11 protein-coding genes are annotated in these 15605 nt (G+C 69.0%); 7 read left to right on the top strand and 4 right to left on the bottom strand.

All coding sequences use genetic code 11. The annotated features are described in order from the left end of the window. Positions 1-59 precede the first annotated feature (59 nt). The 6 genes from ABZV77_RS10225 (at position 60) to ABZV77_RS10200 (ending at position 6855) form a co-directional block, all read left to right on the top strand. The gene (locus tag ABZV77_RS10225; RefSeq protein WP_356253048.1) at positions 60-1010 is read left to right on the top strand and encodes a LysR family transcriptional regulator; all 951 of its coding nucleotides are present in this window, start codon (positions 60-62) and stop codon (positions 1008-1010) included. 120 nt (positions 1011-1130) lie between these two features. Continuing rightward, the gene (locus ABZV77_RS10220; protein WP_356253045.1) at positions 1131-2228 is read left to right on the top strand and encodes a fatty acid desaturase family protein; all 1098 of its coding nucleotides are present in this window, start codon (positions 1131-1133) and stop codon (positions 2226-2228) included. Continuing rightward, entirely contained in the window at positions 2225-3226 is a 1002-nt protein-coding gene (locus ABZV77_RS10215) for a proline dehydrogenase family protein (RefSeq protein WP_356253042.1), read from the top strand. The genes ABZV77_RS10220 and ABZV77_RS10215 overlap by 4 nt, the downstream gene beginning before the upstream one ends. 19 nt (positions 3227-3245) lie before the next feature. Continuing rightward, positions 3246-4493, top strand: coding sequence for an ATP-grasp domain-containing protein (locus tag ABZV77_RS10210; protein ID WP_356253039.1), 1248 nt, complete (start codon positions 3246-3248; stop codon positions 4491-4493). After that, a complete protein-coding gene (locus tag ABZV77_RS10205) occupies positions 4493-5713 on the top strand; it encodes an MFS transporter (protein ID WP_356253036.1) in 1221 nt (406 codons plus the stop codon). Before ABZV77_RS10210 ends, ABZV77_RS10205 begins: the two co-directional genes overlap by 1 nt. Before the next feature lie 17 nt (positions 5714-5730). Next, positions 5731-6855, top strand: coding sequence for an aminotransferase class V-fold PLP-dependent enzyme (locus ABZV77_RS10200; protein ID WP_356253034.1), 1125 nt, complete (start codon positions 5731-5733; stop codon positions 6853-6855). Positions 6856-6858: 3 nt separating this feature from the next. On the opposite strand, the gene ABZV77_RS10195 is transcribed toward ABZV77_RS10200, so the two are convergent. From ABZV77_RS10195 to ABZV77_RS10180, 4 genes are read right to left on the bottom strand one after another with little or no spacing between them, the layout of a single operon-like run. Next, a complete protein-coding gene (locus ABZV77_RS10195; RefSeq protein ID WP_356253031.1) occupies positions 6859-8538 on the bottom strand; it encodes an ABC transporter family substrate-binding protein in 1680 nt (559 codons plus the stop codon). A 52-nt stretch (positions 8539-8590) separates the two neighbouring features. Next, positions 8591-10717, bottom strand: coding sequence for an ABC transporter ATP-binding protein (locus ABZV77_RS10190; RefSeq protein ID WP_356253028.1), 2127 nt, complete (start codon positions 10715-10717; stop codon positions 8591-8593). Further along, on the bottom strand, positions 10714-11613 hold the full coding sequence (locus tag ABZV77_RS10185; RefSeq protein ID WP_356253025.1) for an ABC transporter permease: 900 nt from the start codon (positions 11611-11613) through the stop codon (positions 10714-10716). Before ABZV77_RS10185 ends, ABZV77_RS10190 begins: the two co-directional genes overlap by 4 nt. A gap of 1 nt (position 11614) precedes the next feature. After that, positions 11615-12583: an ABC transporter permease gene (locus ABZV77_RS10180; RefSeq protein ID WP_356254261.1), complete on the bottom strand. Its 969-nt coding sequence runs from the start codon at positions 12581-12583 to the stop codon at positions 11615-11617. 705 nt (positions 12584-13288) lie between these two features. On the opposite strand from ABZV77_RS10180, the gene ABZV77_RS10175 reads away from it, so the two are divergent. Beyond that, positions 13289-15565 carry a glycosyl hydrolase family 18 protein gene (locus tag ABZV77_RS10175; RefSeq protein ID WP_356254258.1) on the top strand — a complete coding sequence of 759 codons (2277 nt, stop codon included), beginning with the start codon at positions 13289-13291 and terminating at the stop codon, positions 15563-15565. The last annotated feature ends 40 nt before the right edge of the window (positions 15566-15605 follow it).

The following is a 15605-nucleotide window of genomic DNA, read 5'->3' as shown; positions in this document are numbered from 1 at the left end:
TCAAACAACGATCAGTGCGCGAAAGAACAACGTTTGGTTGTCTGTCTAGGATGGGCGGCATGGACGTCACCGCCGTACGCACCTTCGTCGCCGTCGTGGAAGCGGAGCAGTTCCAGGACGCCGCCGCCGACCTTTCGGTCACTCCGCAGGCGGTGTCCAAGCGCGTCGCCGCACTGGAAAAGGAACTCGGCGTCCAGCTCTTCACCCGTGACGCGCGCGGAGCGAGGCCGACCATCGACGGGCAGGCGTTCCTTCCCCACGCCCGCGCCTTCCTCCGCGCCGCCGAACGGGCCGTCGCCTCCGTGCAGCCCGGACACCGGGCGCTGCGCGTCGACGTCATCGGCCGCCAGCTCTCCCTGGCCGGTCTGCTGCGCGGCTTCCACCGCGCACACCCCGAGACCGAACTCGACGTCGTGACGCTGTTCGACTCCGACACGGCCCTAGCCGCCGTACGGGACGGAATCATCGACGCGACCTTCCGCGCCGTGACGATGCCGGGCCGACAGCTCCCGCGCGGCCTCGACGCCACCCCTGTCTTCGACGAACCGCTGCACCTGTTCACCGGCCCGGACCACGAGTTCGCCGACGCCCCCGCGATCCGTCCCGGCCAGCTCGCGGGCCACCGGATCTGGATGCCCGGCAACATGCCGGGGACCGAGTGGGCCGCCTACTACGACGAGTTGGCCGCCACCTTCGGCTTCACCATCGACCCGGTCGGCCCCGACTTCGGCATCGAGCCCCTGCTCGACACCATCGCCAACTCCACGACGCTGGGCACCTTCGTCAGCGAACAGACCCCCCTGGTCTGGCCCACCGGCCACGACCTGCGCCGCATCCCCCTCAAGGACCCGACCCCGGTCTACCCCCACTCCTTGATCCGGCAGACCGCCAACCCCCACCCCGCCCTGGCGGCCCTGCGCGCCCACCTCATGGCCGCCTATCCGGGCCGTCCCCGCAACGGCATCTGGACACCGTCCTGGACCCGGCCCGCGCAGTCCGAAAGCGCGTAAAGGCTCCGACCCGGATGCTCCGGTGACGTCCGGCGGCGTCCGGCCGACAGGCGACGACGTCCGATTTCGCAGGCCGTGGCGCGTGCCTGCGAGGCATCTTCTGTTCTCGTGAAACGCGCTATGGATGACCTCGATTTCAGCAGGCTCGACCGAGGAGTGAGGAAACGCCTGCGACAGCTCTGCGGGCTGGACAATTACCACGCGCCACTGGCACTCCTGCTCGACTACGTCGTGCTGGGCGCCGCGACAGCACTGTGCATCTGGGCGTCGTACTGGTTCTATCCGGTGGCGCTCGTCCTCATCGGCTCGACTCAGCGGGCCTTCGTCAATCTCCTGCACGAGTCCTCGCACAAGGTGCTCGCCAAGAACCAGCGCCTCAACGTCACGCTGGGAACGATCTTCTCCGGCTATCTGGTGCTGCACCTCTACAGCCCGTACCGGAATTCCCACATAGGTTTCCATCACCGATATCTGGGCGACCCCGAGAAGGACCCCGACTACACCTTCCACGTCGGTGTCGGAATCTACGACCACCGGATCTCCGACAAGAAGTTCTTCTTCAAGAACATCGCACTCGCTGTCTTCGGCATGCGGACCTTCGAGTACGTCAACTACGTCGTCCGGGACCGCATCCTCTTCAACCCCAAGGACGTCGCGGTCTCGATGCCCATCCGCCTCGCCACGGAGCGCATCATCCTGGCGGCGCAGTGGGGCGGCATCGTCGCCCTGTGCGCCTGGCACGGCCGACTGGTCGAGCTGGTGCTCTTCTGGTTCGTCCCGCTCTTCACCACTGCCATCGCGATCGGCTGGCTCTCCGAACTGGCCGAGCACTACCCGCTGCCGGAGAGCGAGAACAAGCAGATCCTCATGACCCGCAACCGCCACGGCTGGGCCGTCGAACGCTTCCTCCTCGGCCGCCACCACGACAACTACCACCTGGTGCACCACCTCAACACCGGCGTCCCCTTCTGGAACATGAAGCGAGCCCACCAAGTCCTCATGGAAGACCCCGCCTACGCCCGCTGGGACGGGCTGTGGGCCGGAATCCTGACCCGGTCACGCGGCCGGGAGAACCAGGAGACCCTGCTCAGCTATGCCGCGAAGTACCGCGACTGGCGGCGCGGCGGAGGCGACCCGGCCCAGCTCGGCGACGGCGGCACCTTCGCGGAGGCGGCCGCCCTCGCCCGGACGCTCCACATGAAAGGACACACCGCATGAGCCACGTCGTGGACGCCCAGGCGGCGGCCGCCCTGGACCCCGATCTGCTGCGCCTGGCCACCAACGGCCTGAAGAAGCTGGCCGCCGAGCCGCGCTGCCGGTCCGCCTTCGTCGACCACCCACTGATGGCCGCACTGCTCGCCCCGGCCGCCGACCGCTACGTCGTCGCGGCCGATCAGGAGGGACTCTTCGAGCGGTTACCGGTGCTCGAGGCCAAGGGGTACCGCACGGGCGTCGAGTTCGTGGGGGAGGAGGCCCGGGACGCCGACGAGGTCCGGGCCGTGACCGACGAGTACGCCGAGTTGATCGAGCGCCACGGGAGCGCCGGACTGGCCGCCCCCGTGCAGCTCGGCTTCGACCTGTCGAACGTCGGATCGCTCCTCTCGGCCCGGACCGCCGCGGACAACACGGCCGCCCTCCTCGAAGCCGCCGCCCCCCAGGGTGCGGGCATCCTCATCAGCATGGAGCGCTCGTCGCTCGTGGACGACATCCTCACCGTCTTCAAGGGCCTCGCCGAGGAGCACGAGAACGTCGCCCTGACCCTCCAGGCGCAGCTGCACAGGACCGAGCAGGACCTCGCCACCGTCCTGCCCTGGGGACGCAAGATCCGGCTGGTGAAGGGCGTCTACAACGAAGCCGCGGACGTCGCGCTGCCCCGCGGCTCCGAGCTCGACGACCGCTACGCAAGGTTCCTCGAACGGATCCTGGAGCACGGCAACCCCGTCGCCGTCGCCTCACACGACGCCTCGCTCCTCGAACTGCTCGACGGCCGCGGCCTGTTGGAGCGCGTCGAGGAGATCGAGATGCTGCACGGATGCCGTCCGCCGCTGCTCAAGTCGTACAAGGACCGCGGCATACCGTGCCGGATCGCGACCGTGTACGGGCAGAACTGGTGGCTGCACCTCCTGCACCGCCTCGCCGAGTACCCGCCGACGGCCCTGACCGCCCTGGCCGATCTGTACGAGCCGGAGCGGGTCCGCTTCGGCGCCGCATACTGACGCGAAAGAAGGCAGTCCGTTGCCACCCACTCCCGTTGTCGCCGCCATCGTCGACGGCTATTCGACAGGAAACTTCCTTCCCGCGGCCTGCGCCCGCCTGGGCGCCCAGGTCGTCCATGTCCGCAGCACCCCGGAGTGGATGACGTCGATGCTGCTGCCCACCATGGACGACTACGTCGCCGACCTCGTCTTCCACGACGAGGTGCAGATCGTCGAGGAGCTCCGCTCGCACCACGTCGGCGCCGTGTTCGCCGGGCAGGAGCCCGGCGTGCCGCTCGCCGACCGGCTCAGCGAGCTCATGGGCACCGCGGGCAACGGCTCGCGCCTGTCGACCGCCCGCCGGGACAAGTTCGAGATGATCGAGGTCGTGCGGGCCGCGGGGCTGCACTGCGCCGACCAGTTCAAGAGCGACGACCCGCAGTCCCTCGTCGACTGGGCCGCGTCGCACGACGACTACCCCGTGGTCGTCAAGCCGCTCAGCTCCGCCTCCACCGACGGCGTCTTCATCTGCGACGACGCGGAGGCGGTGCGCAAGGCCGCCGAGCACGTCCTCTCCGCACGGGACATCTTCGACCTGCCCAACCGCGAGGCGCTCGTCCAGTCCTACCTGGACGGCGAGGAGTACATCGTGGACACGGTCGCTCACGACGGCCACCGCTTCGTCTGCGGTGTCTGGAAGTACGAGAAGACGCTGGTCGACGGCAAGAACATCTACGACAAGGACGTGCTACTGCCCGCCGACGAGCCGCCGGTGCCCGAACTCGTCGCGTACGTGGACGAAGTCCTGAAGGCCATGAACATCCGCTTCGGGCCCACCCACACCGAGGTGAAGATGACCTCCAAGGGCCCGGCGCTCGTGGAGATCGGCGCCCGCCTCAACGGCAACATGCACCCGGACTTCCACCAGATCTGCCTCGGCCACAACCAGACCGACCTGATCGCCCTTGCCTACCTGCGGCCCGACGCATTCCTGGAGCGCTACGGAGACCGCGTCTACACCCGCCGCCAGCCGGCCGTGGTCCACAACGCCCCCAGCCGTCAGGAAGGCGTGGTGCGGGCGATCGACGCGCACGTCGTCGGGGAGATCGCCGCCCTGCCCACCGTGTTCCTGCCCAGTGTGAAGCTGAAGCCGGGCGGCCGGATCCGCCCCACCGTCGACCTCCTCACCAGCCCACTGCGGATCTTCATGACGGGCGTCACCCAGGAGGCGATCCTCGACGACTACCGGCGCATCCAGGAACTGAAGGACAAGGTGTACCTCCTCTGATGCTGCGCAGCACTCTGCAGGCGGTCCGAGGCCTCGCGCCCGAACTGCGCACCCTGTTCGTCACCACCCTGCTCTTCCGCTCCGGAACCATGGCGTTCCCCTTCCTGTCCGCCTACTTGACGGCCGAGAACCACTATTCGGCGGCACAGGTGGGCGCCATCGTCGGTGCCTACGGCGTCGGCGCGCTCGCCGCCGACGTCGCCGCCGGGGCGCTCCTGCGGTACGTGTCCGCGCGCACCGTGCTGATCAGCGGTCTGGTGGGCAACGCGGCACTGATGGCGGTCCTTCCGCTCGCGGCAAGCGCCACGCTGCTCATCGCGGGCACCTTCGTATGGGGCTTCTTCTACGAGGCGTTCACGCCCGCCTCGTACGCGGAGACCGTGCGGTACTCCCAGGAGAGCGACCGCAAGATCGCCTTCTCCTGCAACCGGCTCGCCATCAACGTCGGCATGGGCATCGGCCCCGCGCTCGGAGGGCTCGTGTTCGCCTGGCGCCCGGTCGGTCTCTTCCTGATCAATGCCTGTGTCGTCCTCGCGACCGCGGTCTTCCTCGCCCGCAGGACCTCCGGGGGAGCCGCGGCGGAAGAGAAAGCGGTCAGAGGCCGACTCGTGGCGCCGACGCCCAAGGGCGAGACCCGGTTCTGGTCGATCTTCGTCCTGGCCCTCCCGATCCATCTGGCCTACGCGCTCCCACCGACCTTCCTCAGCGCCTATGTGATCCACGAACGAGGCCTCGACAGCCTCTGGGCCGGTGCCGTCTTCCTCGTCAACGCCGCGGCCATCGTGCTGTTCGAGGTACCGCTGAACACGGCGATGCGGAACGTGGGCCACTTCGCCGCGCTGCTCACCGGCTATCTCCTGGCCGGATCGGGCTTCGCGCTGATGGGGCTCGCCGGTACGGGGCCCGCGCTCGTGGGCGCGACGCTGCTGTGGACCGCGGCGGAGATGATCGTCTTCCCGGCGCTCCTCCACTACGTCAGCGAGGTCTCCGACCCGTCCGTCACGGGCCGCAACATGGGGCTCTACTCGGCGGGCGTCAACGTGGGCCTGATCGTGGCGCCCCAGCTCAGCCTGCCGCTCACGGCAGGCGGCCACGCATCGACTCCGTGGTACCTGGCGGGTGCCGCCGTCGGCATCGCGCTCGCCCTGATCGTCGCCGTCCGCCGCAGCACCTGGCTCTGGCTGACCGAGCCCGGGACGGAACCCGCCCCCGCCACTTGACCCGAAGGGATCGACGCATGACCGTCCACTTCAACAACGCGGGCGCGGGCCTCATGCCCACGGCCGTGACGCAGGCCATGACCGGCTACCTCACCGAAGAAGCAAAGGGTGGCGCCTACGAGACCGAGCAGCGCCACGCGGCCACGCTCGAACGAGGCATCTACGACCGGCTCGCGCGCGTTCTCGACGCCCCCGTGGACGACATCGCCCTCTTCGACAGCGCCACGCGCGCGTGGACCTCGGTGGTGTCCCACCTCCCGTTCGCAGCGGGGGACCGGATCTGGATCACGCCCTACGAGTACGCGGGCAACCTCATCCTCTGGACGGAGCTGCGCCGCCGTCTGGACCTGCGCGTCGAGGTCGTGCCGGTGCTGCCCGACGGAGACCTGGACCTGGACTGGATGGAAGCGAACATCGACGACGACGTCGCCTTCGTTTCCGTGCCCCATGTGCCGTCCGGATGCGGCATCGTCCTGCCGGTCGAGGAGATCGGCAGGATCCTCGCGCCCCGGCGGTGCTTCTACGGAGTCGACGCCTGCCAGTCGGTGGGGCAGCTGCCGGTCTCCCTGGCCGTCATCGGCTGTGATCTGCTCACCGCCGCGGGCCGCAAGTACCTGCGCGGGCCGCGCGGCACCGGATTCGCCGCGATCGGCTCCCGGCTGCGCGCCCGGGTCTCTCTGCCCTTCCACGACCTGCACACCGCCGACATGGTCGCGGACGACGCCTACGAGGTGCGCACCGAAAGCGCCCGCCGGTTCGAGTACGCCGAGCGCGGCAACCCGGGAGTGATGGGCCTCGACGCGGCGGCCCGGCACCACCTCGCCCGCACCGACAGCGGCCCCGGGCCGCTGCGCGACGCCGTGCGCGAGGTCGTCGAGGGGCTGCCGGGGACGCGGCTGATCGACCCCGGCTCCCGGCACGCCGCCCTCGTCACGTTCACCCACGACCGCGTTCCGTCCCAGGACATCCGGGCCGGACTGCACGGGCGAGGAGTCAACGTATGGATCGCACAGGGCAGTCACACGCCCCTGTACATGCGCACCGTCGGCGTCGAGCAGGCCGTGCGCGTATCGCCGCACTACTACAACTCCCCGGCGGACGTGGAGACGTTCGCCGGGGCGCTGTGCGACGTGCTGCGCTGATCGCTACTTCGCCCAGCCCACTGTCTCCGGCAACGGGCTGTAGAAGATGGTCGCGCCCACGTTGGCCAGGCCCTTCTTGACGCTGTACGTCGACGGGCCGCTGAACATCGGAAGCCGGGCGTAGTTCTGGAGGGCCTTCTGCTCGATCTTGTTCGCCGCCGCTGCCTGCTTGTCCTGGTCGGCGATGTCCGACGTGGCGCGGATCTCCTTGTCCAGCTCCGGGGATCCGGCTCCCGTCAGGTTGGAGTCCCGGTCCGAGCAGTACATCTCGCACAGGTAGCGGGCCCCGAAGGGATCCCCTGAGCGGTTGCCCGAGAGGAACAGGTCGAACTTCCGCTCGCTGAGGATGGTGGAGAAGTCCGCGTCGTCGGCCTTCTTGACCGTGAGGCGGATGCCGACCGGCTTCAGCATCGCGGCTAGGGCGCCCGCGGTGGCCTTGCCCAGCGGGTCGTCGCCCATCAGCGTGTAGCCGATCTCGAGCTTCTTGCCGCCCTTCTCCCGGATCCCGTCGCTCCCGGCCTTCCAGCCCGCCGCGTCGAGTTCCTTCTTCGCCTGGTCGGGCCCGTACTTGAGGACGGACGAGACGTTGTCCTCGTACTCCTTCTGGAAGCTGTAGAACAGGCCCGAGCCGGGCAGCGGCTCCTGGTAGTCCAGGCCCTGGAACTGGATCTTCGCGATCTGGCTGCGGTCGATGCTCTCCTGGATGGCCTTGCGCACCGCCTTGTCCCCGAGGACCGACGACTTCGTGTTGAAGTAGAGCGAGTACACGAAGGGGCTGCCGCCGCTGCGGATCTCGGTGCCCTTGAGCCCCTTCACCTGCTTCAGGCTCTCGGCGTCGACCGCGGAGACGTAGTCGAGCTGACCGTTCTTGAAGGCGTTGATCCCCGCGGTCGACTCCAGGTTCACGTAGACGCGCTTGTCGAGCTTGCCCTTCTTGCCCCACCACTTCGAGTTGCGGACGAAGGTGATGTTGCCCGAGTGGGAGTCCCACTTGCCGACCGTGTACGGGCCCGCGCCCCACTCGGGGTGCGCCTTCTTCACGTACGCCTTGTTGAAGTTGTCGACCTTGGCTGCCTTCGGGTGCAGGAACGTGAAGAAGAGACTCGGCCAGGCGGGGTAGACGCCCTTGAAGGTGATGACGGCCTGCTTGTCGTCCTTGCCCCGCGCGACGTCGGTGATCTGCTCGTAGCCGTCCGTGGTCGAGGCCGCGTACTCCTTGTCGGAACCGTTGTTGGCCTTCCAGGTCGCCTTGATCGCGGTCCAGTCGATCGGCGTTCCGTCGTTGAAGGCGGCCTTCTTGTTGATCGACAGGACGACCTTCTGGTTGCCGCCCTTGACGGACACCTTCACATCGCTGAAGTAGTCGGGGTTGTACTGCACTTCACCGGTCGGCGAGAAGGTGATTGCGTTCGCGTTGTACCAGGCCCACACCCGGGTCGCCGTGAGCGTGCCGTTGACGTTGAACGGATTGCCCTGCTCGTCGAACGTCCCCACCGACGTGTAGGTCCCGCCGTCCTTGAGCTTGTCGTACGCCGTCGGGTTGTAGTCGGCGGCGCCCGAAGCGGAGGACGGGGTGTTCTTTCCGGCCGAGCCCGAGGAGTCACCGGACGAGGACTGGCACGCGGTGGCGGTGACGGAGATGGCTGCTATGAGGGCGACGGGCAGGGCCAGTCTTGCGCGCATGGGAGAGCGTCCTTGCGTTGTAGTGGGGTGGGAGAAGGGGTGGCAGTAGGGGTTACGCGGCGTGGCAGGCGTACTCGTGGCCCGACTGGCCCGGCACCGGCCTGGGCGCGGGGCGCTCGGTGCGGCAGCGCTCCCGGACGTCGGGGTCGGCGAGGCGGTACAGGGGGCAGCGGTCGATGAACACACAGCCGCTCGGCAGGTTTGTGGCGCCCGGCTGCTCGCCCTTGAGGACGATCCGTTCGCGGGTGCGTTCGCGCTCCGGGTCGGGGATGGGGATCGCCGAAAGGAGTGCCTGGGTGTAGGGGTGCTTCGGGTGGGAGAACAGCGTCTCCGTGTCACCGGTCTCCACGATGTGCCCCAGGTACATCACCGCGATGCGGTCGCAGATGTAGCGGACCACGGCGAGATCGTGGGCGACCATGAGATAGGCGAGCCCCAGCTCGCGCTTGAGCCGGCCGAGCAGATTGATCACCCCGGCCTGCACCGATACGTCGAGGGCGGAGAGCGGCTCGTCGAGGGCGAGCAGTTTCGGGTCCGTGGCCAGGGCGCGGGCGATGCCGATGCGCTGGCGCTGGCCTCCCGAGAGCGCGGCCGGGAAGCGGTCGCTCACCGAGGGGTCGAGGCCGACGAGCGTCAGCAGTTCGTGGACGCGGGCGCGGATCGCCTCGCGGTCACGGCCGACGGCCCGCAGCGGTTCGGCGAGCAGGTGGTGGACGGTGAGACGCGGGTCGAGGGCGCCCAGCGGGTCCTGCATGACGATCTGGACGTCGTGCCGCACGGTGCGCCCGCGCCCGCCGGAACCGGCTGAAGTGCCCTGGGCGGCGCCGGTGTCTGCCGCGGCACCGACCTCCCTGCCCGCGATCTCGATCCGCCCGCCCTCAGGTGCCCGGAGCCGCAGGATCTCCATCAGCGTCGTCGTCTTGCCGCTGCCCGACTCGCCCACCAGGCCCAGCGTCTCTCCGGCCCGCAGCTCGAAACCGACCCCGTTGACCGCGTGCAGCGTGCCGACCCTGCGCTTGATGAACGCGCCCTTGGTGACGGGGAAGGTCTTGACGAGGTCCTCGACGCGCAGCACCACGTCGCCGCCCGCGGCGCGATCCGGGCCCGCCTCCGCCTCCCGTTCGACGGACGTGACACCCCCGGTGGGGTCCAGCGTGCCGTCGGCGATCTCGGCCGCGCGCAGGCAGGCCACGTCCCCGTGCCCCATGACCTCGCGCAGCTCCGGTTCTTCGGAGCCGCACGCGTTGAGTGCGACGGCGCACCGGTTGGCGAAGGGGCAGCCGTCGGGCAGGCCCGACAGGGCGGGCGGCTCGCCGCCGATCGGGACGAGGGGGCGGCGGACCCCGCCGTCCACGGTCGGCACCGCGGCCAGGAGCCGCGCGGTGTACGGCATCGTCGGCCGCCGGAACAGCGCGTGCACGTCCGTCTTCTCCACGAAGCGGCCCGCGTACATGACGGCGACGTCGTCCGCGTGGCCTGCCACGACGCCGAGGTCGTGGGTGATCAGGACGAGTCCCGCGCCGGTCTCCCGCTGGGCGAGGCGCAGTACGTCGAGGATCTGTGCCTGCACGGTGACGTCGAGCGCGGTGGTGGGTTCGTCGGCCACCAGCACTTTCGGCCGGTTGGCGATCGCCATGGCGATGACCACGCGCTGGCGCATGCCGCCCGAGAACTCGTGGGGGAAGGACGAGGCCCGGTTGCGGGGGTCGGGGATGCCGACGAGGTCGAGCAGTTCGACGGCCTGCTCCCAGGCCGCCTTCTTGGACAGGTCCTGGTGGACCCGCAGCGCACCGGAGAGCAGCCTGCCGACGGAGAAGATGGGGGTGAGCGCGGACAACGGGTCCTGGAAGACCATGCCGATGGACTTGCCCCGTACCCGCGAAAGGGCACGGTCGTCGAGGCCGATCAGATCCTGACCGCCGAGCAGGACCTGGCCGCTCAGCTCTGCGGTGGGCGGCAGCAGTCCCATGACGCCCATCGCGGTGGCCGACTTGCCCGAGCCGGACTCGCCGACGATGCCGAGGGTCCGGCCAGGCAGGAGATCGAAACTGACGCCGCGCACCGCTTCGACGGGTCCGGCCTCGGAGGGGAAGGAGATCCGCAGGTCCCGTACGGAGAGCACGGGGGCGGCGCCGGTGGGGGAGACCGGGTCGTCGCGCAGGGGGGTGGTGAGTGTCATCGTCGGCCTCCCGCCGCGCCGGTCACAGAGGTGGGGTCGAGGGCGTCGCGCAGCCCGTCGCCGATGAAGGTCATCGACACGGTGAGCAGGACGACGAGGCCCGCGGGAAAGGCGAAGAGCCAGGGTGCGCTGGTCACGGTGGCCGTTCCGTCGGCGAGCATGGTGCCGAGGGAGACGTCCGGGGTCTGGACGCCGAACCCGAGGAACGACAGCGCGGTCTCGCTGAGCACGGTCGCGACGACGCCGAGCGTCAGGTTGACGATGAGCAGGGAGCCGAGGTTGGGAATGATGTGGCGCAGGATGATGCGCAGCGGCCGGACGCCCATGAACTCCGCCGCCGTCACGTAGTCCCGTTCGCGCAGCGAGGTGGAGACGGACCAGATGACCCGGGCGGTGGACATCCAGCCGAACAGGGTCAGCACGAGGATGAGGGCGCGCCAGTCGCCTGCCAGCCGGTTGGAGACCAGGGCGAGGATGAGGAACGAGGGGACGATCAGCAGGAAGTGGATGACGGCGAGCGTCAGCCTCTCCACCCGCCCGCCGAAGTACGCGGCGCTCGAACCGATGACCGCCGCGACGACGATCGTCAGGACGGACACGCTCACGGCGATCACCAGCGAACGCTGCAGCCCGTGCACCGCACTGGCGTAGATGTCGTTGCCGCCCTGGTTGGTGCCGAACCAGTGCGTGGCGCTCGGCGGCTGGGTGAGGGCCGTGAAGTCGGCGTCGGTGTGGGTGTAGGACGTGAACAGGCCGCCGAAGGCGCTGAACAGCACGAGCAGCGCGAAGATCACGACACCGGCGACGGCGAAGCGGTTGCGCAGGAAGCGACGCAGGTAGAGCCGGCCGCGGCCGAGTTCCCTGCGCGGCGGGGCGGTAGCGGTTGCTGTCGCCATGTCAGTTCACCCGCACTCTCGGGTCGAGGAAGACCGTGGCGATGTCCGCGAGGATCGCGCCGATCGCGGTGAGCACCGCGGCGAACGCGGCCGTCGCGACCGTGCCGTGCACGTCGTTCTTGCTGATGGTCTGGATGAAGTAGCGGCCCATGCCGTTCCAGCCGAAGATCGTCTCGGTGATCACGGCTCCGGTGAAGACGGCGGGCACGCTGAACGCCACCGAGGCCGCCGTCGGGATCAGCGCGGCGCGCAGGGCGTGCCTGCGGACGGCCTGGCTGCGGGTGAGGCCGGTGGCCTGGGCCGTGCGCACGAAGTCCGCGTTGATCGTGTCGAGCAGCAGCGAACGCTGTGTCAGGTGGTAGCCCACGTAACCCATCAGCGTCAGGGTGAGGGTCGGCAGGATCAGATGGAGGAGGCGGTCACCGATCGTCGGGAGCAGTCCCTCGACGTTGGGGGAGTTCTCCCCGGCGACGTAGAGGAAGTCGAACCCGGCGTGCTGATTGAGCCAGATGGCGACGAAGACCACGGCGAGTGCCGCTACGGGCGTCGGGACGTTGAACATCGCGATGGATATCGCCTGCGAGACACGGTCGGCAGCGCCGTACTGGCGTGCGGCGGTGTAGACGGCGAGGGCGACACCGATCACGACGGACAGGACGGTCGCGGTGACGACCAACTCGGCGCTGACCAGCGCGCGGTAACCCACCTCGCCGTTGACGGAGACGCCGGTCGGCGACTTGCCCCAGTCGAAGTCGAGGGTCACCGAGGTGAGCCAGTGCCACCACCGTTGCACCAGTGGCATGCCGGGGTCGAGGTTGTACGGGGCGAGGGCGCGGGAGATCTGCGCCTCGGTGCGGACGGGCCGCAGCTCCTTGAAGTTCGATCGCGGGTCGAGGAAGTAACTGGCCAGGAAATAGGTCGCGTTGGTCGCGACCACGATCATCAGGAGCCAGCCGCCCGCCTTGCGCATCACATAGCGCACGGTGCGGACCGCCCCCTCACCACACAGGTGGAATGCGCCGGAAGGGCGCCGGACAGACAGGTCGAGTACATGTGTGGTGGAGCTTTCTGAGGGCGTACGAGTACGGAACGGTGCCGCGGAGGGGCGAATGTCAGCTTGGTCCGTACTAGGCGGTCGCGCCAGGTTTTGGCTGGTCTGGCCACGAGGTCGCAATGTTGCCGCAGGGGTCGCAACGTTGCCGTAAAGACCGCAATGCTGCCGTAGCAAAACGATCTCCGGTGTGGCGCAAACCGGTCCATCGTCGGCGGGGTCGCGCGATCCGCCGACCAGCGGCCGACCGCGTCAAGGCGAGGCAAAATCTCTCCGAGTTGGTCCAGTCCTTTGTGGGACTCGGGAGCGAGGCAGAGGGGCTCGGCGCCGTGAATTGGTACGCCCGGGAGCCCTCCCACCCGCGTTGACATGCTCACGAGGGGTGGTTCCCTGAGAGGTCTGTACCGCAGGAAGCGCGTCCGACCCCTGTCCCATCGGACCGTTCCCGCATCCGCCGCTGCCCTCGTACGCCCCGGCAGCGGCGGACACACGGACGCGAACCGAAGGAGAGCCTCCCGACAAGCCCCTGCACCCCGGCCTCGGCAGGCCCGGCACGGACGGACGCCACCTCCCCCAAGGAGAGCCGTGTCCCCACTCAGACCCCCAGCCAGACCCCACGAGGTCCTGGCCCACCCCCGACGCCTCATCGCCGTCCTCGCCGTGCTCGCACTGGCGCTGGCCGGACTCACCGCACTCGCGGCCCCCGCCGTCGCGGCCGCCAAGCTCACCGCCACCTTCGTCAGCGAGGGCAGCGGATCGTCCTGGACCGGCAAGTTCGTCGTGAAGAACAGCGGCGACACCGCCGTGGACACCTGGTCCCTGGAGTTCGACCTGCCCGACGGCGTCACCATCAGCGACCACACGCACGGCACCGCCGAGATCAAGGGCAAGCACGTCACCGTGACGCCCGCGTACTACAACGCCCGCGTCCCCGCGGGCCGTGACACCGAGCCGTACAGCTACACCTTCCGCGGCAGCGGCCAGCTCAAGCCCCCCACCGGCTGCCTCATCAACGGCGACAAGTGCGACGGCACCGCGGCCGTGCCCCCGAAGGCCCCCACCGGGGTGGGCGTCGCCGACGCCACCGCCCGCACGGTCAGCCTGAAGTGGACGGCGGCCGCACAGGGCGACTTCCCCGTCGCCTCTTACGAGGTGCTGCGCGGCACCACCGTCGTGGCGGCCAGCGCCACCACCCAGGCCACGGTGCGCGGCCTGGAACCGGCGACCGCCTACCAGTTCAGCGTCCGGGCCAAGGACTCGCGCGGCAACACCGGCGAGGCCAGCGCCCCCGTCACCGCCACCACCGTGGATCCGGCGACCGACACCGTCCCGCCCACCGCGCCCCGCAACCTCCGCTCCACCGACGTCACGTCGAGCACCGTGAAGCTCGCCTGGGACGCGGCCACCGACAACCAGCGCGTCGCCGCGTACGACGTCTACCGCGGCACGACCCTCGTGGAGAGCCTGCCCGCCGACACCCTCACCAGCACGGTCACCGGACTCCAGCCCGACACGGAGTACACCTTCACCGTCAAGGCACGGGACCCCGCCGACAACGCGTCGCCCGCGAGCAACACTCTCTCCGTCACCACCAAGGAGCCCGTCGGCCAGGGCGGCTACGCCAAGGTCGGCTACTTCGTGCAGTGGGGCATCTACGGCCGCCAGTACTTCGTGCGCGACCTGGAGACGTCCGGCGCCGCGGGCAAGCTCGACGTCATCAACTACGCCTTCGCCAACATCGACCCCAAGAGCCTCACCTGCCTCAATGGCGTCACCAAGGGCACCACGCAGAACCCCCAGGACCCCAACCAGGGCGACGGGGCCGGAGACGCCGAGGCCGACTACGGCAGGGCCTTCCCCGCAGGACAGTCCGTGGACGGCGTCGCCGACGACGGCTGGGGCAAGCTGCGCGGCAACTTCAACCAGCTGAAGAAGCTCAAGGCCAAGCACCCCAACCTCAAGGTGGTCGTCTCGCTCGGTGGCTGGACCTACTCCAAGTACTTCTCCGACGTCGCCAAGACGGACGACTCGCGGAAGAAGTTCGTCAAGTCCTGCATCGACATGTACATCAAGGGCAACCTGCCCGCGTACAACGGCGCGGGCGGTGACGGCGTCGCCGCGGGCATCTTCGACGGCTTCGACCTGGACTGGGAGTGGCCGGGATCGCCCGACGGCCACCCCGGCAACCACTGGAGCACGGACGACAAGGCCAACAACACCGCGCTGATCGCCGAGTTCCGCAAGCAGCTCGACGCGCTCGGCGGCAGCCACCGGCTGCTCACCGCCTTCACCCCGGCCGACGCCAAGAAGATCAACGACGGCTGGGACCTCAAGGAGGTCTTCAAGCACCTGGACTTCGGCAACGTCCAGGGCTACGACTTCCACGGCGCGGGCAGCGACAACTCCTGGGAACCCAACCGCACCGGCCACCAGGCCAACCTGTACAAGGACGCACAGAGCCCGTACCCCACCGACTTCAGCATCGACGACGCGGTGAAGGTGTACACCGATCAGGGCATCAAGCCGCGCAAGCTGACCATCGGCTTCCCGTTCTACGGGCGCGGCTGGCAGCAGGTCGCCGAAGGCGGCGCGCACGGCGAGTGGCAGAGCGCCAACGGCGCCGCGCCGGGCCAGTTCCAGGAGGAGGCGGGCACCCGCGGCTACGACAACCTCGTCGCCGCCTTCCCGAACCTGACCGTCTACCACGACGAGCAGTCCATCTCCACGTACGGCTACACCGGGGCCAACGGCCAGTGGTGGTCGTTCGACGACGCCTGGTCCATCGAGAAGAAGACCCAGTACATCAAGTCCAAGGGTCTGCTCGGCGGGATGATCTGGGAGATGTCCGGAGACACCTCGAACAACGTCCTGTTCAACGCCCTGGACCGCGGCCTGAAGTAACCACCGCGCACATCGGCCGGGGCCGGGCCGCTTCGGAGCC

It is taken from the genome of Streptomyces sp. NPDC004732 (assembly GCF_040609235.1).
Classification (GTDB): Bacteria; Actinomycetota; Actinomycetes; order Streptomycetales; family Streptomycetaceae; genus Streptomyces.
This window is presented reverse-complemented; position numbering and strand designations above follow the sequence as displayed.

Coding starts and splice junctions, on each gene's coding strand:
- ABZV77_RS10190 (WP_356253028.1), bottom strand. CDS start 10,717: ATGACACTCACCACCCCCCTGCGCGACGACCCGGTCTCCCCCACCGGC.
- ABZV77_RS10220 (WP_356253045.1), top strand. CDS start 1,131: ATGGATGACCTCGATTTCAGCAGGCTCGACCGAGGAGTGAGGAAACGC.
- ABZV77_RS10205 (WP_356253036.1), top strand. CDS start 4,493: ATGCTGCGCAGCACTCTGCAGGCGGTCCGAGGCCTCGCGCCCGAACTG.
- ABZV77_RS10225 (WP_356253048.1), top strand. CDS start 60: ATGGACGTCACCGCCGTACGCACCTTCGTCGCCGTCGTGGAAGCGGAG.
- ABZV77_RS10195 (WP_356253031.1), bottom strand. CDS start 8,538: ATGCGCGCAAGACTGGCCCTGCCCGTCGCCCTCATAGCAGCCATCTCC.
- ABZV77_RS10185 (WP_356253025.1), bottom strand. CDS start 11,613: ATGGCGACAGCAACCGCTACCGCCCCGCCGCGCAGGGAACTCGGCCGC.
- ABZV77_RS10215 (WP_356253042.1), top strand. CDS start 2,225: ATGAGCCACGTCGTGGACGCCCAGGCGGCGGCCGCCCTGGACCCCGAT.
- ABZV77_RS10200 (WP_356253034.1), top strand. CDS start 5,731: ATGACCGTCCACTTCAACAACGCGGGCGCGGGCCTCATGCCCACGGCC.
- ABZV77_RS10180 (WP_356254261.1), bottom strand. CDS start 12,583: ATGCGCAAGGCGGGCGGCTGGCTCCTGATGATCGTGGTCGCGACCAAC.